The sequence below is a fragment of the Pyrinomonas methylaliphatogenes genome, from assembly GCF_000820845.2.
GTDB classification, from domain to species: Bacteria; Acidobacteriota; Blastocatellia; order Pyrinomonadales; family Pyrinomonadaceae; genus Pyrinomonas; species Pyrinomonas methylaliphatogenes.
The window spans coordinates 843,388-867,089 of the sequence record NZ_CBXV010000008.1; the positions used below are offsets into that span (position 1 = coordinate 843,388).

At 59.2% G+C, this 23,702-nt stretch carries 16 protein-coding genes and 2 tRNA genes; 8 read left to right on the plus strand and 10 right to left on the minus strand.

What is annotated here, in order from left to right:
- Nucleotides 1–2: 2 nt before the first annotated feature.
- The 6 genes from clpP to PYK22_RS17015 all read right to left on the minus strand — a co-directional run bounded on the left by clpP (nt 3) and on the right by PYK22_RS17015 (nt 4,295).
- Entirely contained in the window at nt 3–617 is a 615-nt protein-coding gene (clpP, locus tag PYK22_RS14865) for an ATP-dependent Clp endopeptidase proteolytic subunit ClpP (protein WP_268871526.1), read from the minus strand.
- A 24-nt stretch (nt 618–641) separates the two neighbouring features.
- Nucleotides 642–2,033, minus strand: coding sequence for a trigger factor (gene tig, locus PYK22_RS14870; protein WP_041978459.1), 1,392 nt, complete (start codon nt 2,031–2,033; stop codon nt 642–644).
- 45 nt (nt 2,034–2,078) lie between these two features.
- Nucleotides 2,079–2,163, minus strand: a tRNA-Leu gene (locus PYK22_RS14875).
- A gap of 109 nt (nt 2,164–2,272) precedes the next feature.
- Nucleotides 2,273–2,349, minus strand: a tRNA-Arg gene (locus PYK22_RS14880).
- Between the two features lie 165 nt (nt 2,350–2,514).
- Complete coding sequence (locus PYK22_RS17010; protein ID WP_060635737.1) at nt 2,515–3,549, minus strand: SLC13 family permease; 1,035 nt, start codon at nt 3,547–3,549, stop codon at nt 2,515–2,517.
- Between the two features lie 2 nt (nt 3,550–3,551).
- Complete coding sequence (locus PYK22_RS17015; RefSeq protein ID WP_060635738.1) at nt 3,552–4,295, minus strand: SLC13 family permease; 744 nt, start codon at nt 4,293–4,295, stop codon at nt 3,552–3,554.
- A 119-nt stretch (nt 4,296–4,414) separates the two neighbouring features.
- On the opposite strand from PYK22_RS17015, the gene PYK22_RS17020 reads away from it, so the two are divergent.
- Nucleotides 4,415–5,131 (plus strand): phosphatase PAP2 family protein, encoded by a 717-nt coding sequence (locus PYK22_RS17020; RefSeq protein ID WP_060635739.1) that lies wholly within the window; start codon nt 4,415–4,417, stop codon nt 5,129–5,131.
- Here the strand turns inward: PYK22_RS17020 and PYK22_RS14895 are convergent.
- The 3 genes from PYK22_RS14895 to PYK22_RS14905 form a co-directional block, all read right to left on the minus strand.
- Nucleotides 5,098–6,828, minus strand: a complete 1,731-nt coding sequence (locus PYK22_RS14895; protein WP_041978462.1) for a bifunctional metallophosphatase/5'-nucleotidase — start codon at nt 6,826–6,828, stop codon at nt 5,098–5,100. The two genes, PYK22_RS17020 and PYK22_RS14895, sit on opposite strands and share 34 nt — an antisense overlap.
- Nucleotides 6,829–6,889: 61 nt before the next feature.
- Nucleotides 6,890–8,524, minus strand: a complete 1,635-nt coding sequence (locus PYK22_RS14900) for a glycosyltransferase family 39 protein (protein WP_157770917.1) — start codon at nt 8,522–8,524, stop codon at nt 6,890–6,892.
- A 97-nt stretch (nt 8,525–8,621) separates the two neighbouring features.
- The gene (locus PYK22_RS14905; protein ID WP_157770918.1) at nt 8,622–9,635 is read right to left on the minus strand and encodes a lysylphosphatidylglycerol synthase transmembrane domain-containing protein; all 1,014 of its coding nucleotides are present in this window, start codon (nt 9,633–9,635) and stop codon (nt 8,622–8,624) included.
- A 334-nt stretch (nt 9,636–9,969) separates the two neighbouring features.
- Between PYK22_RS14905 and PYK22_RS14910 the strand changes: the two genes are divergently transcribed.
- The 3 genes from PYK22_RS14910 to PYK22_RS14920 all read left to right on the plus strand — a co-directional run bounded on the left by PYK22_RS14910 (nt 9,970) and on the right by PYK22_RS14920 (nt 13,637).
- Nucleotides 9,970–11,085 carry an acyl-CoA dehydrogenase gene (locus tag PYK22_RS14910; RefSeq protein ID WP_273500987.1) on the plus strand — a complete coding sequence of 372 codons (1,116 nt, stop codon included), beginning with the start codon at nt 9,970–9,972 and terminating at the stop codon, nt 11,083–11,085.
- A gap of 40 nt (nt 11,086–11,125) precedes the next feature.
- Nucleotides 11,126–11,446: a tetratricopeptide repeat protein gene (locus tag PYK22_RS14915; protein WP_041978472.1), complete on the plus strand. Its 321-nt coding sequence runs from the start codon at nt 11,126–11,128 to the stop codon at nt 11,444–11,446.
- Nucleotides 11,447–11,513: 67 nt separating this feature from the next.
- Nucleotides 11,514–13,637: an alpha-ketoacid dehydrogenase subunit alpha/beta gene (locus PYK22_RS14920; protein WP_041978474.1), complete on the plus strand. Its 2,124-nt coding sequence runs from the start codon at nt 11,514–11,516 to the stop codon at nt 13,635–13,637.
- Nucleotides 13,638–13,692: 55 nt separating this feature from the next.
- Here the strand turns inward: PYK22_RS14920 and PYK22_RS14925 are convergent, their stop codons facing one another.
- The gene (locus tag PYK22_RS14925; protein ID WP_041978476.1) at nt 13,693–14,892 is read right to left on the minus strand and encodes a hypothetical protein; all 1,200 of its coding nucleotides are present in this window, start codon (nt 14,890–14,892) and stop codon (nt 13,693–13,695) included.
- 326 nt (nt 14,893–15,218) lie between these two features.
- Here PYK22_RS14925 and PYK22_RS14930 point away from each other — a divergent pair, with 326 nt between their 5' ends.
- The 4 genes from PYK22_RS14930 to lspA all read left to right on the plus strand — a co-directional run bounded on the left by PYK22_RS14930 (nt 15,219) and on the right by lspA (nt 23,582).
- Nucleotides 15,219–18,365, plus strand: coding sequence for a TonB-dependent receptor (locus PYK22_RS14930; RefSeq protein WP_041978477.1), 3,147 nt, complete (start codon nt 15,219–15,221; stop codon nt 18,363–18,365).
- A 241-nt stretch (nt 18,366–18,606) separates the two neighbouring features.
- A complete protein-coding gene (locus PYK22_RS14935) occupies nt 18,607–19,656 on the plus strand; it encodes a carboxypeptidase-like regulatory domain-containing protein (RefSeq protein WP_041978479.1) in 1,050 nt (349 codons plus the stop codon).
- Nucleotides 19,657–20,007: 351 nt separating this feature from the next.
- Nucleotides 20,008–23,070, plus strand: a complete 3,063-nt coding sequence (ileS, locus tag PYK22_RS14940; protein ID WP_211197729.1) for an isoleucine--tRNA ligase — start codon at nt 20,008–20,010, stop codon at nt 23,068–23,070.
- Nucleotides 23,067–23,582, plus strand: coding sequence for a signal peptidase II (lspA, locus tag PYK22_RS14945; RefSeq protein WP_060635740.1), 516 nt, complete (start codon nt 23,067–23,069; stop codon nt 23,580–23,582). Before ileS ends, lspA begins: the two co-directional genes overlap by 4 nt.
- Nucleotides 23,583–23,702: the final 120 nt, after the last annotated feature.

The window sequence follows — 23,702 nt, forward strand, 5'->3', positions numbered from 1 at the left end:
ACCTATTCACGGTGAACGATCACCTCATCGATCAAGCCGTACTCTTTGGCTTGCATGGCCGACATGATGCGATCGCGCTCGACGTCGCGCTCGATGACCTCGTAAGGTTGTCCGGTATGTTTGGCGAGCAGCCGCGAAGTTAACTCGCGCATCCGCAGGATCTCTTCAGCTTGAATGCGGATGTCGGTCGCCTGCCCTTGCGCGCCTCCTGATGGCTGATGGATCAGAATGCGCGAGTTCGGCAGAGCGAACCGCTTCCCCTTCGTGCCGGCTGCTAGAAGCAACGCGGCCATCGAGGCGCATTGACCGACGCAGATCGTCGTCACATCGGGGCGGATGAACTGCATCGTGTCGTAGATGGCCATGCCCGCCGTGATCGAGCCGCCCGGAGAATTGATGTAAAGATTGATGTCCTTCTCCGGGTCCTCGGCCTCTAGGTAGAGCATCTGGGCGACGATCAGATTGGCGATTTGATCGTCGATCGGCGTGCCCAGAAAGATGATGTTGTCTTTGAGCAAACGCGAGTAGATGTCGAAGGCGCGCTCGCCGCGCGACGTTTGCTCAACGACCATCGGGATCAGTGCCATGTGTGACTCCAGAGCGTTCTGTCGTCGCATAATCGTCAAATCCTCAGCGGAAGATCAATCCGTTGTTGAATTCGACGTTTGATCGGCCGTTTGCGCTTCCGAAGGTGGCGGTTCGGGTGAATCTGCCTTCCCGTCTTCGCGCCACTCTTCGTCGCGCACGATCGCGTTTTCAATGATCAGGTTCATCGCCTTGCGTTGGCGCAACCCACTGGCGATGCTAGGTTGCGCTTCGCTCTTTGTCAAGGCAGCGCGCACGCGCTCGACCGGCTCGCCCGCCGCTTGCGCGAGGCGTTTGATCTCCTCTTCGATCTCTTCGTCGCTGATGGCGATCCCTTCCGCCTCGGCGATGCGTTCGAGCAGAAGCTCGGCACGCACGTTCTCTTCGGCCTGCTTCTCCAAGGTGGCGCGGATCTCATCCCACTTTATCTCCGGGTTGCGCGGGTCGAGCCCGAGTTCGATCATCCGCCGGATGGTCGCTTCGAACAATTGCCTCATCTCTTGCTGGACCAACGTCTTCGGCGCCTCGAATTGGTGCGTCGCGAGCAGTCTCTGCAGCGCCTCGTCGCGCAGGCGACGTTCGGCTTCGTCGCGCGCGTAGCTCGCCAAACGCTCGCGGATGCGCTCGCGCAACTCTTCGAGCGTATTTACCCCTTCGCCCATGCTGCGCGCCCACTCGTCATCCAGTTCGGGCATCTCTTTGCGCCGCACCGCGATGATTTGCGCCGTGTATTCGACCTCTTTGCCAGCTAGCCCGGAAGCTTTGAAATTCTCCGGGTACTTGACCTTAAACGTCCTCTCCTCATCCGGGCGGACGCCCATCAGGTTTTCGGTGAATTCCGGCAGCGTCTCTTCGTCGCCGATTTGAACGTCGACTTCATCGACTTTGATCTCTTCGGCTTCCGGTTCGTTGACGAACCGTCCGCGGAAATTGACCGTCACGATGTCGCCCGCTTGCGCGCCGCGGTCCTCGACCGGAACGAGCGAAGACGAAGCCTCGCGCATCGATGCGATCACCTCGTCGATCTCTTCTTCCTTCACCGGGCGAGTGCGACGCGCGAGTTCCAAACCCTTGTACTGGCCCAGCGCGATTTCGGGCAAAACCTCGATCGCAGCGTGAATGGCCAACGGTTCGGCACCGAGTTGCTCCAAGCTCTCCGCGTTCTCGAAGCGCAGTTGCGGCTCGCCGATGACGCTGAAGGGCTGTTGTTGGAGAGCTTCGCCCAAGGCGCGAGGGATGAGCTCGCCTAAGACTTCGCCGCGAATCTCTTTCTTGAAGCGTTGGCGCACGATCGCTTGCGGCGCGCGCCCGCGCCTGAACCCCGGAACGGTCGCATAGCGGGCGAACTCGCTGCTGACGCGATCGAGTTCGGCGCGGATCCGCTCGGCATCGATCTCGATGCGCAACTCTTTGCGCGTTGGGGAGATGTCAATGACCTCTGTTTTCATCTTCTTCTTTCACCGTTCACGCTGCGTGACGAAAGAGCGAAATGCTGGTGCGAAAGGGGGGACTCGAACCCCCACCCCTTGCGGGACGTGATCCTAAGTCACGCGCGTCTACCAGTTCCGCCACTTTCGCGTGCCAGATGAAGTTTTCAAAGTCGTGGAAATCTTCCGCGAAGCAGATGAGATTAAAGCAATTCGCGCTCTGATGTCTAGCGTCGAGGCGCGGGCCATCGAGAAGGGCGTGGTGCCCGCGGCAGGATTCGAACCTGCGACCTTTGGTTCCGGAGACCAACGCTCTAATCCACTGAGCTACGCGGGCAACGCGAAAAATTCGGATAACGGGTGATTAAGCGATAGGTCCGAGTTGGAATTTCATTCAACCCACCACTCTTCGTCACTATAGCACACTCCGAAGCGCTTCTTCTACTTCGCAACATGTTTTCGGCCCTTGTCAAAGGAACTCTGGCCTCAGCCTGCGCCGCGCTTAGCGTAGCGGCCAGTAGATCGGGACGAGCAACATCACGATGATGAAGACCGCCAGCGTCAGAATGGAACCGACCTTGAAGAAATCGAGGAAGCGGTAGCGTCCGGGAGCATAGACCAGAACGCAGGCCGGCTCGAGTGGCGTCAAAAACGAGCAGGAAGCGGCGTAGGTGACGGCGACGGCGAAGGTGCGCGGGTTCAACCCCAACGCGACGGCGGTTTTGACGGCGACCGGCAGGACGACCAATGCCGCGGCTTGATTGGACATCGGTTGCGTCAACAGCACTGTCAACAGGAAGAACCCGGCGAGCACGGCCATGCCGCCGTAATCGCCCGCCCAACGGACGATCAAGCCAGCCAAGTACCGATCCGTCCCCGTCTTCTCCATCGCCGCGCTGAAACTGATCAGCCCAGCGATCAAGACGATCAGGCGCCATTCGATGAAATCGTAGATCTCTTGCGCGTTGATCGTGCGGGTGGCGATCAGAAGCAGCACGCCCGCCATCACGGCGACGACGAGCGGTACGACTTGCGTCACCGAAAGGATGAGGAAGAAGAGGAAAGCCGCAATGGCCCAGCGTTGTTTCCCCACGCGCTTGCTGCGCCGAGAGACATCTTGAAGCAGAAGCAGGTTGCCATCCGCCACTAAACGTTCTACGTCTTCGCGCCGCCCTTGCACAAGAAGCACGTCGCCGAAGCGGAGCGGGATGTCGCTCATCTTCGCCAGCAGCGAGACGCCATGCCGGTTAAGCGCAAGCACCGTCAGCCCGTATTGTTCGCGAAAACGCAAACGTTTGAGCGTGCGCCCGATCAGGTCAGAGCCGCGCAGGATCATCACCTCGAAAAGCTGCATCTCGCCGTCGCGCAGGTCGCGGTCGCTCAGTTTGAAATCGGATTTGATCTCGATCCCGGCGGCAGTCTTGACGCGCAAGATATCTTCGACGCGCCCGCAGACGAGCAGAAGATCGCCCGCTCTGATCTTCTCTTCCGATTGAGGCGTAAGGCGCGTCCCGGTATCGCGCAAAACGCCGATCACGTTCAGATGAGCGCGCCGCTCAGATCCGCTTGGGCCACGCTTTTGCCGATCAACGGCGAATCGGGCAGCACGATCACTTCCGACACGTACTCGCGGATATGGTAGCGCTCGGTGAGCGAGCGCTCGGCCCGCCCGCGCGCCGGAAGAAGACGCAATCCGAGGAGCAACATGTAGACGAGCCCAACGCCGACGATCGCGATCCCGACCGGCGTCAGTTCGAACATCGAATAGGGGGACAGCCCATAGCGCGGGAGCGCCGCGCTCACGGCCAAGTTGGTCGAGGTCCCGATGAGCGTCGTCGTTCCGCCGAGGATGGCACCGAAAGCGAGCGGCATCAGGACCTTCGATGGTTCGATCTGCGCTCGCTCGACGAGTCCCATCACCACCGGAAGCAACATCGCCGTCGTCGTCGTGTTCTTCATGATCGATGCCGAAGCGGCGGCGACGATCATCACCAATGCCGTCAAACGGAACTCATCTTTCCCCGCCATACGATAGAGGCGATGCCCAAGCGCTTCGACGACGCCCGTACGGACCAATCCGCCGGTCAGCACGAAGAGCGAAGCGATCGTGATGACGACGTCGTGCCCAAAGCCGGCCAGAGCCTCGCTCACCGTCAGCGTGCCGGTCAAAATGAGCGCGAGCACAAGCAGTATGCTGACGACATCGACCGGGATGCGCTCGGTAGCGAAGAGCGCGACGGCGATGACGAGCAGAAGGAGAACGGTAGCGATCGAGGACGTCATAGCTTGATCGAACGCTGCGCCTGTTTTCAGAACAGATTTGCCGCTCGGGCACGAGATCCGACATTATAGCGTCTCGGCGCGCCGGAGGTCTCAAAATCTGGGCGCGCACTGATGAGACGATGCGCGAGCGCAAATCCGCTTCGGTCGCAAACGGAAAAGGCGGCGCTTCTGCAAAGGTGCGGGTCGGGCGGGACGCCGTCCCCGCGCAAGTCTTCTATGGGAGCGGTCTTCTCCTCTTCGCCGCGCTCGCTGCCTTGGCTCATCTCTACGCCCATTTCGCCTGGGATGTCGCCATCGCGCGCTTCATTCAATCTTTCGATCGACCGTGGATCTTCGCCTCGATGCGCGCCATCTCCATCTTCGGAGACGGCTGGATGCCGTACGTTTTGACGGCGCTGACCGCGTTCGCCTTACTCTTCTTCGGTCTGAAGCGCGAAGCCGGCGCTCTTCTTCTCTGCGTCGGCGGCGGCGCGCTCTTGAACGATCTGCTGAAATTTTTGGTCGCGCGCCCGCGCCCCGCCGCCGATTTGATCAAAGTCTTCAGCGCGCTCGATTCGAAAAGCTTCCCGTCGGGCCACGTGATGTTTTACGTGTCGTATTTCGGGTTTCTCTTCTTCATCGGCTATGCCCTCTTACCGCGCGGCGCTTTGGCCCGCCGCCTCGCGCTTTGGGGGGCCGCGCTGTTGATCATGCTCATCGGCCCATCGCGCATCTACTTGGGAGCGCATTGGCCGAGCGATGTGCTCGGCGCCTATTTGATTGGCGGCCTATGGCTCGGTTTCACGCTTAATCTTCATCGGCGTCATAAAGAGGCCGCGGCGAAGCTTCGAGCTTGAGTGGCCGTCGCCTTTCGCTCTACTTCGACGGGCAGCAGGCGCCAGTTATTTGTCGGCTCGGTCGGAATCGTCTTGTGCTTTTCGACCCACTCGATGATCAATTCGCGTATCTCTTGGCTCGTGCGGTAAAGGACGGGGGCGCCTTTGAGCATCGTGTACCCGCCGCCGCCGTTATAGCGGTAGTTGTTCGTCGCCAAACGGAATTTTTGATCGGGTCTTACGGGTTGGCCGTGAAAGCGCAAGTTCTGGATCCTCTGCCCGACCGGTTTCGTCAGATCTATTTCGTAGTCGACGCCTTCGGCGATGTCAAAATTGTAGCCGGGGATTCGCTCGTCAACGAGTTCGGCAGCCGTCTTGCCCGGCGCATAAGGTTTAAAGTAGCGGGCCGCGTGTTCGAGCGCATCCTTCAACTGCTTCCCGGTCACTTCGATGACGACGAGCGTGTTTTCGTAGACGTAGAGCGAAGCGATGTCGCGCACCGTCACCGCGCCGCGCGGGATGCGCGCTTGCGGATTAAAGACCGCCGCGAGCGACACGTCGGCGTGGCCCACTTCTAACTGTACGCGATGGATCAGGTCGAGGATGGCCGAATCATGAAACCGCGCGTCGCGCGCCGAAAGCTCTTTGTCGGACCAGCCGATGGCGCGACTGAGCCACTCTTGGGTCGCGCGATGGTAAGGTTCGGCGAGCTTCACGATCTCCGGATCTTCGGCCACGCCTTGGACGGAGATCGTTCGCGCCCCCTTGGCCGCGACGCGCCAGCGGCCATCGGCCATCTTGTCGAGGTAGAGATCGGCGCGGGCGAGGTGCGTGGCCCAACGATTGGCTTGCGTTAGGAGCACGCCGTTGACGAATAGCGCTGGCACTTCGCGGTGCGTGTGGCCCATCAAGATGACATCCACGCCCGACACTTCGCGCGCAATCGCCAGCGCCGCGTTCTCATGCCGCGCCTCTGCCGCTTCATCCGCTCCGGCGCGTAGATCCTCTTCCAACCCCATGTGCATCGCGATGACGACCAGATCGACACGCTCGCGTTCGCGCAGGATGGAGACCCACTTCTTCGCCTCCGCCAAGGGATCGCGAAACTCCAACCCGGCGTAGTTCTCCGGATTCTCCCAGTTCGGGATGCCGGGCGTCGTCAGGCCCAAAATGCCGACGCGCACTCCGGCCACTTCCTTGACGACGTATGGTTGAAAAAAGGTCTCGTCCGTGCCCACGCGATAGGTATTGGCCGAAAGCCACGGGAAGTGCGCTTCGCGGCGCGCCTTTTCGATCACTTGCAACCCGAAGTTGAATTCATGATTGCCGACAGCCATCGCATCGTATCGAAGCGCGTTCATCGCGAGCATCATCGGATCGGGAAGATCGTTCATCCGCTTGTGGTGCAGATAGACGAGCGGCGTGCCTTGGATAGTATCGCCCGAATCTATCAGCAGCGAATGCGGATTCTCGCGCCGCGCTTGTTTGATGAGCGTCGCAAGACGCGCCAGCCCGCGCGCGTCTTCCCGGTTCGTGTAGTAGTCGATGGGGAAGATGTTGCCGTGCATGTCGGTCGTTGAAAGGATCGTGATCCATGCATGCTGCGGCTTGGCGTTCGATTGCGCGAGGGCTGGGGCGAAGAGCGCGACGATGGTCAAAAGCGAAAAGAACGAATGCCTTCCCCTCAGCGAGTTGAAAATGGCGCTTATCCTCTTCATCTTTGTTTCCCTCGGTCATGTTCTGAAAAGACGGTTCGCCTTCATCGAACGGATCTCTCGTTCAGCGAACGTAAACCTCGGCGGCTGTCACACCGTCGATCACCACTTCATAAACCTTGTGGGCGGTGGCGCGCACTTCGGCCATCTCAGCGCGGTTCTCAAAATATGTACGCCCGCGCTGGAGGATGAAGAACGTCGGATGGGGTGCCGAAGCTGGACTGAAGTCGGGCGCCGAAAGCGGTCGCGCCCGTAGATCCGTGCGTCCGTATCTCTCCAAGTAGTAGCGCGTCGCGCTCGGCGTCTCGTGCGCGATCGTCGCCTCTGGCGGAGCATGGCGGCAGACGAACAGCAGCGCTTCACGCAATCCATCATCATAAAGTTCGTCGTGCGGAAAGTAGTATCCGGCGCGCCCTCTGTAAAGGCGATTGACGTAAAGCCCATAGTGCGGCCCGCTCGCCCAGACGGCGCTGAGCGGGCCGAAGACCCAGATGAGCGTGAGCGCGATGGTGGCAACGCGCGCGGCGCGCTTCGTCAGAGCTTCAAGGGCGCGCTTCGCCTCGTAAGCGATCCACGCGATGCCGACGGCGGCGATCATGTAAACGAAGGCCATCAGTGAGAGCGCGTAGCGCAACCATTTCGCGCCGATGAGCGAGTATGGCACGATCCAGAAAAGGAACATCAGCAGAAGGAAAGCTGGTCCAGGCTCGCGCCATCGGCGCATGATGATCACAAGTCCGATCAGCAACGCGGCAAGTAGCGGCAGAGGCGTTTTGATGGCGAGGAAGAGGAGGTAGAAGTAGATCGGTGTGCCGAACGGCGTGCTCGACACCTGATTGGGGTAAAGGCGCTCGCCCATCAAATAGCCGTGGTGCGTCAGGAGTTGTTCGCTTGTGTAAGAGGTCAAATAATGCCAAGTTTCCGGCAGCAACACCGCCGGATTGGCGAGCAGAAAGGCGCTCCCCATCACGAAGTAAAAGATCGCCGGCGTTCGCCCCGGCAGCTCATCCGGCTTCCGTTCGCGCACATGCACCAGATGGTGATAGAGCATGTTCAACCCGAAATAGTGCGGCAGATATTTCGAGGCCAGCATCAAGCCGAAAGATAGGCCGCTCAAGATATAAGCACGCCGTTTGCGCGCCGGTTGCCGATAGTCCATCTGTTTGGCGCGCAGATAGAAGTAGAAGGCGAACAACATAAAGAAAACGAGCAGAGTATCTTCCTTGGCGATGCGATTGTAGGTGATGGCGTTGATGCCGGTGGACCAGAGGGCGGCGGCGATCAATCCGATGCCTTTGTTGAAAAGGGCGGAAGAGAGAAGGAAGATCGGGAGCGCCGTGAGGGCGCCGAAAAGGAGGTTGGGGAAACGCACGGCGGCTTCGTCGCTGATGCGGGCGTCGAAGGCCGAATTCAGCTTTTCGGCGGCAAGCAGCGAAATGAGGATCAAGCTCTTCATCAACATCGGATGCTCGGCGTTGGCCGTGATGTCGCCAGCGCGATAAGCGCGTACCGCTTCGATTTTGCGCGCTTCGTCTTCGGCAAGACCGACGTCGCTGATGCCACGCAGTCGCAGATCGAATCCGAAGATGATCAGCAAGCAGAGAAGAAGCGCCGCATAACGTTCAATCCTCGATGATGAGCGAACGCTCGACACCGTTCTGGCGATTCGCCCATCGGCTTTCGGTTCAAGACTGCCCACCGATTCCCTCCCTGGCACGAAGTCAAAAAATTTTGAGCGATAGTCGGCGCAAGAAGCAAGCTGAGACTTTAAGCGCAGCGTCGCATAGAGCGATCCATCAATTCGACTCGGCCTCATTGGCCGTCGCGCGTTGCGTTTCCGCGATCAGCTCGCGCAGAGAGAGGCCACGCCAGGCGAGCAGCAGCGCCCCCACGGCGGTCCAACAGAGGATGCGCCCTTTGCGCGTGATGGCCAGCGCGACGCCGCTTGCCGCGCCGAGGCCTAAAACGCTCGCCAGCAGCCCTGTACTCGTCTCGTCGATCCCGATGCGGAAAGGGATGAATTTGAAGACGACGGTCGTGATGCGATTGACCGCTTCGAAGGCGAAGGCCTTGAGCGGCGTCGGCATCGCGTCGCTGACGAAAATGAGAGTGACATAAGCTTCTAGAACGCTCGATAGGTGATAGATCGCTTCGAGCAGCAGGATGGCCCACGCGCGAGATCCGTGTTTTCGGTAGAAGTCGAAGACGCGCCTTTCGAAGTCGCGCACGCGCTCGCGTCCCCTCTCATGCAAAAAGCGCCCGAAGAGCGCACTCAAAGGAGCATCATGACGGCTGAAATAGAAGCCCGCTATCGCAAGCGCGAGGATCGCGATTGGCGTTATGATCGCGCTCAGGCGCAGAAACTTCGGCAAGGCGAAACTGAAGAGCAGCGCTAGACTGCCCGCGAAGAGAAAGAGCATCACCGAAAGGCTGTAGAAGAGATTCTCCACCGTGATGGCGGCTAGGCCGTGAACGAAGGGAAGGCTTTGGCGCACGAGCACGACTTTGGTCGGTTCGCTGACGACGATCCCGAACGGGATGAGATTGCCCAGCGAATCGCCGATCAGATAGGCCTGAAGCGCTTCACCGAAGCCGAGCCTTTCGTCGCCCTCCACGCAGCGCGTCCACGCGAGCGAACGCACGGCGGGGCGGACCCCAGAGATGAGAAGTACGAGCAGAAAACCGACTCCGAGTTGAGCGACCGCTTGCGCGACGTTCCCTACACCCGTGCGCCAGAGGTAGTAGGCGAAAAGCAGTAAGCCCGCGAGCGTGAAGATCGCGCTCAACGGGGCCATGAGCCTTCTTGCCATCGTCTGCTGCCCTGCCTCCAAAAATAAGTTGGCCGTAGAAACAAAAACGCTTCGCCACCGGACGAAGCTTAAGTGAAGCGCCATTCTGGAGACAAACCGCGGACGATCGCAGAGCGGATCTGAGGCCGCGCCTGTCGCGCTTAGGTGCGCCCTCTTCGGTTTGTGGCGCGACCGCAAGTGCACTATAATCGCCGCTCGGGGAAGCTCCAGCGCGCGGCAGGCTTGGGGGTTGAGGTCAAGCAGTCCTCTCCATATTTTGTGGTGAAAGATTCTCATCAAGCGGAAGAAGATGGATTTGGTGGCACCGTTAACCGTTCTGCGAGAAGAAGAGGAGATGTTCCGTGCCTCGGTGCGCGAATTTGCCGAAGGCGAGATTCGCCCGCGCGTCGAGCAGATGGATGAGAACCAAAAGCTCGATCCAGCTATCATCGAACAGTGCTTCGCGCTCGGTTTGATGGGGATCGAGACGCCTGAAGAGTATGGCGGCGCGGGCGGCTCTTTTTTTACGGCGATCCTCGCCGTGGAAGAGCTCTCGCGCGTCGATCCTTCGGTTGGCGTCTTCGTCGATGTCCAAAATACGCTCGTCAACAACGCCATCTTACGCTGGGGCAACGGGGCGCAAAAGAGGAGATACCTTTCGCGTTTAGCGACAGAGGCGGTCGGCGCCTATGCTTTGAGCGAAGCCGGATCAGGGTCGGACGCTTTTGCCATGCAGACGCGCGCCGTCGATAGGGGGGATCATTACGTGCTCAACGGGCGCAAACTCTGGATTACGAACGGCAACGAAGCGGAGATCTTCATCGTCTTCGCCAACGCCGATCCAGAAGCCGGCTACCGTGGCATTACCGCCTTCATCGTCGAACGCGGGTTCGAAGGTTTCTCCGTCGGCAAGAAGGAGAACAAGCTCGGCATTCGAGCCTCCTCGACCGTCGAGCTGATCCTGGAGGATTGTCGCGTGCCGAAAGAGAACGTCCTCGGCGAAGTCGGCAAAGGTTACAAGGTCTCGATCGAGACTTTGAACGAAGGGCGCATCGGCATCGGCGCGCAGATGATCGGGTTGGCCCAAGGGGCGTTCGAGGCGGCGCTCAAGTATACGGGCGAGCGCGTGCAGTTCGGTAAAACCATCAATCAATTCCAAGCGGTGCAGTTCCAATTGGCTGAGATGGCGACCGAGATCGAAGCGGCCCGTTTGATGGTTTACAACGCCGCGCGCTTGAAAGATGCCGGGCGCCCGTTCGTCAAAGAGGCTGCGATGGCCAAGCTTTATGCGTCGCGCGTCGCGGAATTCGTCGCCTCGAAAGCGATCGAGTTGTTTGGCGGTTACGGCTTCGTGAAGGATTATCCGGTCGAGAAATATTGGCGCGATTCGAAGATCGGCGCCATCTATGAAGGCACATCGAACATGCAGTTGCAGACGATCGCCAAAACGCTCATCGGAGGGAGAGGGTGAACGAAGCCGCTTGAGCTTTGTTCGCCCACGGATTGCTCTTATGACGGAGTCGCGCGTCGAGATCCTCGAACGGATGCTCGCATCCGATCCAGAAAATCCCGCCGTCCTCTTTGGACTCGCCAAGGAGTATGAGAAACTCGGTCGCGCCGAGGCGGTGATCGAAACGCTCAAGCGCTATCTCGATCTCGCCGATGACGAAGGCAATGCGTATGGCATGCTGGCCCGAGCTTATGAGAAGCTCGGGAAGCGAACGGAAGCGCGCGCGGCGCTCGAGCGCGGGATCGCCGCCGCGGAGCGGCATGGGCACCCTTCGATGGCCGAAGAGTACCGGATGATTCTGGAAAGCGATTATGCCGAGTGAGCGAAAGGTCGGGTTGAAAGCCGAAAAGAGTTCTCGCTTGAGGAGCGTATGCAAGGAGTGGTGAAGTATGGCGACCCAGATTAAAACACAGCCCCAGATTTATCGCGGCCTCGAACGCGATCAGCTCATTTCCATCTACCGCACGATGTACATGTCGCGGCGGCTCGACGATAAGGAGATACAGCTTAAGGGGCAGAACAAGATCTTCTTCCAAATTAGTGGCGCCGGGCATGAAGCCGTGCTCGTGGCCGCCGGAATGGTCCTGCGCCCGGCGTATGATTGGTTCTATCCGTACTATCGAGATCGCGCCCTATGCTTGCAATTAGGTGTTACGCCGCTCGAGATGTTGCTCGCCGCCGTCGGGGCCGAGGCCGATCCGAGTTCGCACGGTCGCCAGATGCCTTCTCACTGGGGAAGCAAAAGATTGAACATCGTTACGCAATCATCGCCGACAGGCACGCAATTCTTACAAGCGGTCGGTTGCGCCGAAGCGAGCTATCGCGCTGCGCTGATAGATGAGATCAAAGATTTGGTTGTCGGATTCAAAGGCGATGAGGTCGTCTATTGCTCGGCGGGGGATGGCGCGACGAGCGAGGGTGAGTTCTGGGAGGCGTTGAATACGGCTTGCAACCTGAAACTGCCGATCCTGTTTTTGATCGAGGACAATGGATATGCCATCAGCGTGCCCGTCGAAGTCCAAACGCCTGGCGGCGACATCTCGCATCTGGTCTCGAACTTTCCGCATCTGCTGGTCGAAAGATGCGATGGGACCGATCCTTTGGAATCGCTCGAAGTCCTCCAACGCGCCGTCGCCTATTGCCGTGAACGGCGAGGTCCTGCGCTCGTACACGCGAAAGTCATTCGTCCGTATTCGCATTCGCTTTCGGATGACGAGCGGCTCTATCGTCCGGAGGAAGAACGGGCGCAGGATGCCAAACGCGATCCGCTTCGCCGCTTCTCGCAACTTCTGCTCGATGAGGGGATCGCGACGGAAGAGGAGTTGCGACGGCTCAGAGAAGAAGTAGATGCTGAGATCAATCGTGCGGCTGATCTTGCGCTCGCCAGTCCGCAGCCGGCGCCGGAGACGGCGACGCTTTTCGTCTTCTCGCCGGATGTCGATCCGACCTCCAAAGAGTTCGATACCGAAGAAGGAGTCGAACTCTCGGGCAACATGGGGACGATGGTCGATCACATCAATCGCTGCTTGCACGAGGAGATGGCACGCGACCCGCGCATCCTCGTCTTCGGCGAAGATGTGGCCGATTGTTCGCGCGAGCAATACCTCGATAAAGTGAAGGGCAAGGGCGGCGTCTTTAAAGTGACGGCGGATCTGCAACGGCGCTTCGGCAGCGCGCGCGTCTTCAACACGCCGTTGGCGGAAGCGAATATCGTCGGACGCGCCATCGGCATGGCGACGCGCGGGCTCAAACCGGTCGTCGAGATCCAATTCTTCGATTACATCTGGCCCGCTTATCACCAGATCCGCAACGAGCTGGCGTTGATCCGCTGGCGCTCAGGCGGTGAGTGGAAGGCGCCCGTCGTGATCCGCGTGCCCATCGGCGGGTACCTGAAGGGCGGGGCCGTCTATCATTCGCAATCGGGCGAGACAGTCTTTACGCACATCCCGGGGTTGCGCGTCGTCTATCCATCGAACGCGCTCGACGCCAATGGGTTATTGCGCACGGCGATCCGCTGCGACGATCCCGTCCTCTTCCTCGAACATAAACACCTTTACCGGCAGGCTTACAATAAATCTCCTTATCCCCCAGCCGATTTCATGATCCCATTCGGGAAAGCGAAGACCGTGCGGCGCGGCGATGATCTGACGATCATCACCTACGGCGCGCTGGTCCAACGTTCGCTGGTCGCTGCGAGGTTGGCAGAGCAACGAGGGATCAGCGTTGAGGTGATCGATCTGCGCACCCTTGTTCCCTACGACTGGCAAGCGATCGCCGAAAGCGTCAAGCGCACCAATAAAGTCATCGTCGCGCATGAAGATTCGCGCTCGTTCGGTTTCGGCGCGGAGATCGCCGCGCGTATCGCTGATGAGCTGTTCGAGTATCTGGACGCACCAGTTCGGCGCGTCGCCGCGCTCGACACTTTCGTCGCTTACGCCCCGCAGCTTGAAGATGCCATCCTGCCGCAGGTCGAGGACGTGCTGCAGGCGATCACGGATCTTTACGAATACTGACCGTGATCAGGTGGGGCAGCCGCTTTCTGGGCGAAGTTAAATTAGCTAGGTCGCTTCATTCGCCAGCCCGCGTTTGCGCCAGCCGCATCGCTTGACGGCGAACGGTCTCGGAAACGTTTCTATTCTGTGCGAGCGCTCTGAGGTCTTTGGCATACAGCCTCGGCAGTATATTGATCGCCGTCGGGATCGGCGTGCGCGGGTTGCGTGCGAGGTTATGGATGATCGGATAAGAGCGCGCCCATGTCCGATTGAGCGCGATCAGACGAAGCACCTCTTCGGATACCGTGCGCATCGCGGCGATGCTTTCGACCTCGTGATCGGTAAGGCGCGGGTTTTTGATGACGGCGGTCGCGACGATTTTGTTCGGATCGCGGATCAGGATCGAACGAACCTCACGATCTCCTTTCATCGCAAGGCGTACGCGATCCTTTACGCTCATGAACATGATGCGGCGGATGAGCGAGATCCTTTCGGGCGACGCTTCGCCTTCGATCTGCGTTTCGGCGATGAGGCGTTCAACATGCGCCGCGCGTTGCGCCTCCGTCTCCTCGATGAACTCTTCGATCTTTTCGAATGGCAACCACGAATCGTCAACGTCTGCATCGGAAACTTCAATGTGCGTCGCGAGCAGCCACAAACTCCCTTCGTCCGCCATTTGTGTCGGGCCGAGCGATTCAGCCGCCTCGATGAATTCAGCCGCCGCCGCTAGCCCACGCGCGCGCATCTCTTCGGCGATCTGGCGCGCGCCGCGCTCTTTCTCGAAGAATTCGCGGCGAGTCTCGCGCGCGCGGCGCTCGGCTTCAGATGTGCGCGCCGGATTCTGCAAGATGGCTTCGATGATTTCGGGCGCGCGGATCAATCGTTGCTGATTGATGGCGATGATTTCTAGAAGCGCGCCATCGCGCGTCGAGCGCGCAAGCTCGGCGATCGCTTCATCCGGAGTCTGCTGACAGAACGCGATCGCTTCATGTAGTTCGCGACTCAGATCTTGACGAGAAGCCAGATAGGCGAGCGCGGCGGGCGAGAGTTCATCAGCGCGCACGGCGTTTAACAGCTCCTCTTGCTTTTGCGCCCGTAGAGTCGTTTCGGCGGCTTCAGCTATCTCCTGATCTTGACTCTTTCGCAGCTCGATCAGAACGTCGAGCAGATCGGATTGCGGTAGCGGTAACAGCCCTCGCGCCGCCGCCAGTTGTGCTGCCCGCGGCGCCGCGCCTGAAAGGATCGCTTGAACTGCAGGGTTGACCTTTGTGGTCATGGGCGGTGTGATTCTAACACCATCCTGCCTCGGAAAAGCACTGGGAGCGGAGGGGATTCGCTCATCTCCGAAAAAATGGATTCTCCATCCGAAATTTCGTAGCGATCCGTTCGCAGAGAGGGGGACGTGATGCTGCTTTGTCGCTCTAAATGGTTGTCCTGTGATGAGTTATAAAAGAGGCGGGGCGCGCACGCGAGAAGCGGTCCGAAATTTGCTTTATAAAATTCGAACGGCGAAAGCGATGCTGAATTAAGAGTGATTTGACGCGCATCGCCTTCCCGCGAGAAGCGTAATCTTTCGGTCAATAGGTCTAAGGAGATGAAGTTATGAAGAGGAATCTTGTCTATGCCTTTGGACTGCTTGGTTTGATCTGCACGCTCTTTTGGGGGCAAGCGGCGGCGCAGACGGCAACGACCGGATCGATTGAAGGGACCGTGACGGATCCGAATGGGGCAGCTGTTCCCGGGATGACCGTGACGGTAGCGGGACCGAATTTAATTCGCCCTCAGTCGGCTACGACTAATGAATCGGGTTTCTATCGTATCCCGAATTTGCCTCCGGGGCGCTACACCGTGACGGTGGAAGCGGCCAAAGGGTTCGCTAAGTTTGAGCAGCAGAACGTCGAAGTCAATCTGTCGAGGACTTCGACCGTCGAAATCCAATTGCAACCGCAAGCGGCGACGGCGACCGTCGAAGTTTCGGCGGGTGCTGGTGCGGTGATCGATACGACCACCAACACGACCGGAGTCAACGTCTCGACGGAGTTGTTCTCCAATCTTCCGACCCAGCGTACCGTGCAATCGCTCTACACGATTGCGCCCACAGTAGCTCGTTCGGGTCTGCGCGATGCTTCGGGGCGCGATCGCGATCCATCGGTGGCGGGCTCATCTGGACCAGAGAACAACTACATCCTCGATGGCATCACGGTGACCGATCCGGCGTTTGGCGGATCTGGGGCCAATCTGCCGTTTGAGTTCGTGCAGGAAGTGGAGATCAAGACGGGCGCCTTCAGCGCCGAGTATGGGAAATCGACGGGCGGCATCTTCAACGTCATCACTAAGAGCGGGGGCAATGAATTTCATGGCGATGCCTTCGCCTATTTCAACCCGAAGGATTTCGTCCGCGCGACCAAATATTTCTCCTTTACCGGTTCAGCGCCCAACGGTTTCTCCGAGCTGGATGCCGGTTTCGATCTCGGTGGCCCGATCGTCAAGGATAAGCTTTGGTTCTTCGGCGCGATCAATCCGCAGCGACGCAAGAACTACTTCTTGACGCAGACTTTCCGGCAACAGGTGAATAACGAGATCACGACGCCGTTCTACGCCGGCAAGGTCACGTGGGGGATAAGCAAGGATCACATCTTGACCTTCTCCACTTTTGGCGATTATTCGACGGAGAAAGGCTTCCTGTTCGGCGGCTCCGGTTTCGGGGCTGATCTGAACAGTTTCCGGGGAGAGGTCCAACGCGGCGGCTCGAACTACACGGTGCGGTTGAATTCCACCTTCTCTCCGAACTTCATCGGCGAATTCGCCTTCGGATTGCACCTGCAACGTCTCAACACGATCCCTGATCCGAGCGTCAAAGACGTTCCGCTCGTGACGGATAATTTCGCCATCCTGACCTCGAACGGGACAGTCGCCCCGGTGGTCAATACCAACGTGCAGGCTTCCGACAGGTCGTTTATCAGTTATGTCAACGCACCCGGCGGGAGTCTGCAGCGCGGCTATGTCCGCCAAGGTTTCGGGCTGTTTTCCACCCAAGACCGCGACCGCGTTGAGGCGGCAGCTCGTTTGCAGAGCATTTACGGGCGCAATACCTTCAAATATGGCTTCGAGTATAGCCGCAACAAGTATAACATCGACACGCGCTCGACTGGTCCATCTGTTACCTTCGCGAATCCGCTGGGCCTACCCTTCTCGAACGGTTCTGATGTCAACCAGGTGAGCGGCTATCGGGTGACGAACAACTTCAGCGTATGCACGACGCGCGGGACTTTGATCGTTTGTCCCAGCGCCAGCGCTGCTGCCAGAGCCGCTTTGATCGCGAGTCTGGCGGGCTACACGGGGGCGATTCAAGGCGCGATCACGCAGAACGAAGCGTTGAACAATCCGTTCCTCATCCTCGGCAGCGTCCGCGTGCGCGATTTCAAGAACATCGCAAAGACGCATACGGATGTCGAGAGCTTCTACTTCCAGGACGAGTTCAAGGTGTCGCGCAACGTGCAGTTGATCGGCGGGTTGCGCTGGGACTTCCAGCAATCACATGGCAATGAGGGGAAGACCTATCTGACGCTGAACAACTTCTGGGATAACTTGCAACCGCGAGTGGGCATCACGTGGGATTTCACGGGGCGCGGACGCGGAAAAGTCTTCATCAATGCTGCGCGCTTCGTCGAAGCTCCGATCCCATTGGATGTCAACGTTCGTGCGGGTAGCGAGAACAGCCAGACGGATAAGAACTTCAACGTCAGCCGATATGGCGCTCCGGCAGATGCTTTCATCGTTCCGGGGATCACGCCCGTGAACCTCGGGGCTGAGCCGACGCCGATCGATCCGGGGTTGAAGCCACAGACGGTGAAAGAGTACACGGCTGGGATCGAGTATGAGGTGGCCAGAGATCTTGTGCTCGGTTTCCGTGGCGTCTATCGCGCACAGGGTAACGTCATCGAAGATGGTTCGTTCGATGATGGTGAACATTACTTCCTGTTCAATCCCGGACGGCGAAGCGCCGATGGCGTGACGACTGAGGATAAAGCTTGCGCGAATCCATCCATCGGATGTTTCGGGAGCGCGCGGCGCTACTATCGAGCGTTTGAGGTCACGGCGCAAAAACGGTTTGCGCGCAATTATCAATTCATCGCCTCGTATGTGTACTCGAGCTTGATCGGCAACTATGAGGGGCTCTTCCGCAACGACAACGGGCAATCTGATCCGAACATCACCTCGTTGTTCGATCTGGTGAGCTTGCTCGTCAACACATACGGGCGTTTGCCGAACGATCGTCCGCATCAGTTCAAGTTCGACGGAAGCTACCGGACGCCGTTCAATCTGCTGATCAGCGGCTCGTTCCGCGCGCAGTCGGGCATCCCCTTCAATCAACTGATACCGCATCCTGTGTACGGCAATAACGAAGGGTTCGGCTTGCCGCGCGGTACGGCCATCGTGCCGCAAACGCCAGTCGTCCCGGGAGTGCCCAACAAGGTCGATAGCGTCGGTAAGAATCGCACGCCGACGACCTTCAACCTCGATTTGGGCGCTTATTATCCGATCGTCTTCGGCGAGAATCGCCAACTGCGTCTGCAGTTCGATTGGTTCAATGTCTTCAATAACCAACGGGCGATCAGGTTGGATGAGACCTTCTTGATCAACAGCGGGGTTACTGGGGTGCCGCCCGTCCCCAATCCGTTCTATGGGTCGGGCACGATCTTCCAGTTCCCGTCATCGTTCCGTTTGGGTATCAAGTATCAGTTCTGATCGTCCGTTTCGGGCTAAACCGTGAGGTGATCGAGGAGAAGCGGGAATCTGCTCCCGCTTCTCCTTGCTCTTTTTGTGAGATAATCGGTGGGCGGAAGTGAGACCATCCGATCGGGAGGCCAGGGGAAGAGTTAGGACCATCAGGGAGGATGTGTGACAAAGGATTGATCGCGAGCCGGACGTAAAAGGCGTGGCCGGCTGGCGAGGACGATCCGAGATGATTCGGCAGGAGGGAGGGCCCATGCCTTTCATCACTTGGACAGGTGGATGGCGTTATTCGATCACGCTCATCTTGGCAGCGATAATCGGCGTACAGGCGCGAGGGCAGAGCGGCACCGATTTTATCGGGACCGGGGGAAGGCATGTGATTCAAGGGCGCATCGTCTTCCCTTCGGGCCGAAGATCGGATGCGCGTTTGAGGGTCAGGCTCGAAAGCAACAGCAATCTTTCCGGCGACCTGTCCGTCTTGGCCGATATGAACGGTTCGTTCAAATTCCAGGGTTTAAGGCCGGGGACCTACACGGTTATCGTCGAGGGGGGAGAAAGTTACGAGACGGTTCGGGAGCGGATTTTCATCGAACCCGAAGAGACTGGTCCGGTGCGTGGCACGACTCCTCCTCGGTATTACACCGTGCAGATCTACTTGCAGCCCAAAGGGGAGAGGAGGGGTGAGGGAAAGCCGGAGGTGGTCAACTCGAGCCTCGCCGGTGTCCCCAAGCTGGCCGCTGACTACTATCGGAAAGCGTCGGAGCTAGCGCGCCAAGGCGCGACGAACGAGGCGATCGAGAATCTGCGACAGGCTCTGCTCATCTATCCGGACTTCACCCTGGCTTGGGGAGATCTCGGAGTTCAGTATCTCAAGTTGAAACAGTTTGACAAAGCGGCGAAAGCTTTAGAAGCTGGTTTGAAGCTCGATCCTGACGATTTCGGGATGCTCTTGACGTATGGCCTTGTTCTACTCGAAAAGGGCGAGTACGGCGCTTCCGCTGACAAGTTGAGGCGTGCGATTAAAGTTCGCAACTCATCGCCGCTCGGGCACTACTATCTCGGCCTCGTGCTGATAAGGCAGAGGAAGTTCGATGAAGCGGAAGATGAGTTGCGCCTCGCCAGCGACTTGAGCGGGAATAAGATGGCGTCGGCCCATTATTACTTGGGCGGTATCTACTGGCAGCGGCGCGATTATCGGCGTGCGATCGACGAGTTGGAGAGTTATCTGCGTTTGGAACCGAATGCGCCCAATGCCGAGCGTGTCCGAAGCACGATAAAGGAGTTGCGCGAGAAGCAGAAGTAGCGCTGACGGTCTCGAACCGGACCGATCGGGCCTGAGCGCGCCAAGCTGCGCGAAAGGCAGAGGTGGCGATAAGACGCCTGTTGGTCTTGGGGGATGCGCGTATGTCGGATCGCTCCTGAACGTGTTACGCTTGCGATGGATACGTCCCGCAGCAGGAGCCGCCCTCGGCCCGCTTGCGCCTCTGTCTTCGGGGCGTCGAAGGCAGAGTCCATGGCCCTCTTCCCGCAACACGCTCGCGATCTCATCAGCGCGACCGAGCGCATTATGGGCTCACTGCCCGCCTCTTCCCGCAACACGCTCGCGATCTCATCTTCATTCTAACGCGCGCTTGCCGAAGCGCTATCCGCTCGTTTGTCGCGCGAGAGCGATTGGGGCGGCGCCATCAGCCGTCCAAGCTTTTGGTTTATCGGTCTGCTGCGTTACTATTGCAAATCCGACTATCCGTTCACCGGCGCGCCCGAAGTCACCGTGCGAGGCGCGCCGCGGATGGTGCCAGATAAGTTGAATCGTCAAGTTGATCCTATGTCTACGGAAACGCCACTCGATTTGAAGAAGACGGTCAATCTGCCACGCACAAGGTTTGCGCAGCAAGCTAACCTCGTGCAGTCCGAGCCAGCGCGGCTGAAGAGATGGGCTGAGATGGATCTTTACGGGAAGATCCGCGCCGCGCGCCGCAATCGTCCGAAGTTCATCTTGCACGATGGACCACCGTACGCCAACGCCGACATTCACATCGGCACGGCGATGAACAAGATCCTTAAAGATTTCATCGTCAAATCGCGCACCATGATGGGATACGATGCGCCCTTCGTCCCCGGCTACGATTGTCACGGGCTGCCGATCGAGCTTCATGTGGATCGCAAACTGGGCGAAAAGAAGGCGAAGATGAGCGCCGTCGCTTTCCGTCGCGCGTGTCGCGAGCATGCCTCAAACGCGCTCAAACGTCAGACGCGCGACTTTCAGCGCTTGGGCGTTTTCGGCGAGTGGTCCAATCCGTATCTCACCATGTCGAATGAGTACGAAGCGGAAACGGCGCGGCTGTTTGCGCGCTTCGTCGAACGCGGCTTCGTCTATCGCGGCGCGCGTCCCGTCTACTGGTGCATTCACGATCAGACGGCGTTAGCCGAAGCCGAAGTCGAATACCGCGAACACACGAGCCCATCGATCTACGTCAAATTCCCGTTTGCTGACGATCCGGCGAAGATCGCGCCGGAACTTGCCGGGCGCAAGGTCTTCTTTTTGATCTGGACGACGACGCCGTGGACGCTGCCCGCCAATCTCGGCATCGCCGTCAACCCACTGTTCGAATATGCGGCGGTCGAGCATGGTGATGATGTCTACATCGTCGCCAGCGAACTGGTCGAAACGGTCGCCGAAAAATGTGGGCTCAACGGCGCGCGTGTGATTGCGCGCTTTTCCGGCGAAAAACTGGACCGGCTCGAGTGTCGTCATCCGTGGATCGAACGGCGCTCGCTGCTAATGCTCGGCGAACACGTCACGCTCGGCGGCGAGGCGGACGCCGAAACCGAGCTCGACGTGCGCGCTTCGCGCGACAAGAAGGTGACCGGCAAAGCGGGCACGGGATTGGTCCACACGGCTCCCGGTCACGGTCACGACGACTTCGTCATCGGCGGGCGTTACGGTTTGGAAGTTTACTGTCCGGTGGACAATGCCGGGAGGTTCACCGCGGAGGTTGAGCATTTTGCCGGCGAGCGCGTCTTCGATGCGAATCCGAAGATCATCGAACTGCTGCGCGAGCGCGGCATGCTTCTTTTCAGCGAGCAGTACAGACATCGCTACCCGCATTGCTGGCGGTGTCACAATCCCGTGATCTTCCGCGCCACGCCCCAATGGTTCATCTCGCTCGATCGGCGCGCGCGCGATCTAGAAGATGGGGCATCGTTGCGCGAGATGGCGCTACGCGAGGTCGAGCGCGTCGAGTGGATCCCGAGTTGGGGACGCGACCGTATGCGCAACACCATCAGCGGGCGCCCCGATTGGTGTGTGTCGCGGCAGAGGTTGTGGGGCGTGCCGATCCCGGCCTTCTACTGCAGAGCTTGCGGCGAGACGGTCGCTTCGCCCGAGATCATGCGCCACGTGGCCGATATCTTCGAGCGGGAATCAGCCGATGCGTGGTACGCGCGCGAGGCGAAGGACCTTTTGCCCGAAGGTTTCAGGTGCCCGAAGTGCGGCGCCGCCGATTGGTCCAAAGAATCGGACATCCTCGACGTTTGGTTCGACAGTGGTTCATCTTCGGTCGCTGTGCTCGAAAAGTATCCGGAGTTGCGGTGGCCCGCCGATGTCTATCTCGAAGGCGGAGATCAGTTTCGCGGCTGGTTCAACTCCTCCCTGATCGTCGCTTTGGCGGCGCACAACGCGGCGCCCTACCGGACGGTCGTCGCGCACGGTTGGGTTGTGGACGGCGAGGGGCGCGCGATGCACAAATCGCTGGGCAACGCGATCTCGCCCAACGAAGTGATTCAACAATCCGGCGCCGAAGTGCTGCGTCTATGGACCGCTTCTTCCGATTATCACGAAGACATGCGCTGCTCGCCGGAGATATTGCAGCGGGTGGCGGAGTCCTATCGCAAATTGCGCAACACGGCGCGGTTCGCGCTCGGAAACTTGCACGGTTTCGACCCGCAGCGCGATTCCGTCTCTTACGAGGAGATGGAGGAGATCGACCGTTGGGCGTTGGCCGAGCTGAACCGCGTCATCGAGCGCGCGCTCGAAGCTTACGAGCATTATGAGTTTCACGCTGTCTATCATGCGCTTCATCATTACTGCACGGTGACGCTCTCGGCGCTCTATTTCGACATCATCAAAGACCGGCTCTACACTTTCGCGCCGCGCAGCCGCGCGCGCCGTTCGGCGCAAACGGCGCTCTATCGCATCGCGGACGCGCTGGCGCGACTGCTCGCGCCGATTCTGGTCTTCACGGCGGATGAAATTTGGGAGAATCTGCCATCTTCCGGCGACGAACAGCTTCCGTCCATCCACTTGGCCGAATTCCCGCGCATTCAGCGCGCGGAGGGTGAAGAGGAGTTGTTGCAGAGGTGGGAGCGGCTCTTCGGCGTGCGCGATCAAGTCTTGCGCGCGCTCGAGGAGGCGCGCCAAGCGAAGATGATCGGATCTTCCTTGGAAGCGCGCGTGCGCTTGCGCGTCGGCGGCGCGCTCCGCGAGCTGCTCGAGCGATATCGCGATCAACTCCGCTATATCTTCATCGTTTCGCAAGTTGAGCTCGAAGCCGGGACCGAAGGCGAGTTGCAAGTCGAAGTCGCCCGCGCGCTCGGGCAAAAATGCGAACGATGCTGGAACTACTCACCGCGCGTCGGAGAGTCGGAGCGTTACCCGACCGTGTGTGAACGGTGCGTCGAAGCGTTGGCCGAAATAGAACGGGAGGGGGCGGCGTGAAGGCGAGCGGGGTTTTATGGCGGCTGGCTTACTTGCTAGCTGCATCGGGCATCCTGATCGTCGATCAGATGAGCAAGGCGTGGGCGGCCCGCTTCCTTCGCCTCAGGGCGGATCGGATCATCATCCCCGGATTGCTCAACTTCTCTTACGCGGAGAATCGCGGCATCGCGTTCGGTCAACTGCAAGAGGGCGGCCCCTTTGGGCGTTGGTTGCTCGTTGTGCTAGCGGGGCTCGCCGCGCTCTTCGTCCTGCTCTATTTCTTCCGCACGCCACGCGAAGATGATCGCGTGTTGGGCGCTTGTGCGCTCTTACTTGCGGGCATCACGGGGAATCTTCTGGACCGCATCAGACTCGGTTTCGTTATTGATTTCATCGATGTGCATGTAGGGAGTTATCATTGGCCGACGTTCAACGTCGCCGATGCGAGCATTTGCGTCGGAGCTTTTCTGCTCGCTCTCGATCTGTTCAGGAAAGAGCGCGAGCCAGCGGGCAAAAAAGCGCGCGGCGCGTGACGGGATCGTCGGGCGAGCGCGTTCGAAGAGAGAAAGGCTCTTAAGCGAGGGGATAGTCCTCTCCGAGACAGGCAGAGATCGCATCCAAATACTTGGTAGAATCTTAAGCGGAGAGAATGA

What these genes read in the sequence shown, in the direction of transcription:
- clpP (WP_268871526.1), bottom strand. Translation starts at nt 617, where the DNA reads ATGCGACGACAGAACGCTCTGGAGTCACACATGGCACTGATCCCGATG.
- tig (WP_041978459.1), bottom strand. Translation starts at nt 2,033, where the DNA reads ATGAAAACAGAGGTCATTGACATCTCCCCAACGCGCAAAGAGTTGCGC.
- PYK22_RS17015 (WP_060635738.1), bottom strand. Translation starts at nt 4,295, where the DNA reads ATGACGTCCTCGATCGCTACCGTTCTCCTTCTGCTCGTCATCGCCGTC.
- PYK22_RS17020 (WP_060635739.1), top strand. Translation starts at nt 4,415, where the DNA reads ATGCGCGAGCGCAAATCCGCTTCGGTCGCAAACGGAAAAGGCGGCGCT.
- PYK22_RS14895 (WP_041978462.1), bottom strand. Translation starts at nt 6,828, where the DNA reads ATGAAGAGGATAAGCGCCATTTTCAACTCGCTGAGGGGAAGGCATTCG.
- PYK22_RS14905 (WP_157770918.1), bottom strand. Translation starts at nt 9,635, where the DNA reads ATGGCAAGAAGGCTCATGGCCCCGTTGAGCGCGATCTTCACGCTCGCG.
- PYK22_RS14910 (WP_273500987.1), top strand. Translation starts at nt 9,970, where the DNA reads ATGTTCCGTGCCTCGGTGCGCGAATTTGCCGAAGGCGAGATTCGCCCG.
- PYK22_RS14915 (WP_041978472.1), top strand. Translation starts at nt 11,126, where the DNA reads ATGACGGAGTCGCGCGTCGAGATCCTCGAACGGATGCTCGCATCCGAT.
- PYK22_RS14920 (WP_041978474.1), top strand. Translation starts at nt 11,514, where the DNA reads ATGGCGACCCAGATTAAAACACAGCCCCAGATTTATCGCGGCCTCGAA.
- PYK22_RS14925 (WP_041978476.1), bottom strand. Translation starts at nt 14,892, where the DNA reads ATGACCACAAAGGTCAACCCTGCAGTTCAAGCGATCCTTTCAGGCGCG.
- PYK22_RS14930 (WP_041978477.1), top strand. Translation starts at nt 15,219, where the DNA reads ATGAAGAGGAATCTTGTCTATGCCTTTGGACTGCTTGGTTTGATCTGC.
- PYK22_RS14935 (WP_041978479.1), top strand. Translation starts at nt 18,607, where the DNA reads ATGCCTTTCATCACTTGGACAGGTGGATGGCGTTATTCGATCACGCTC.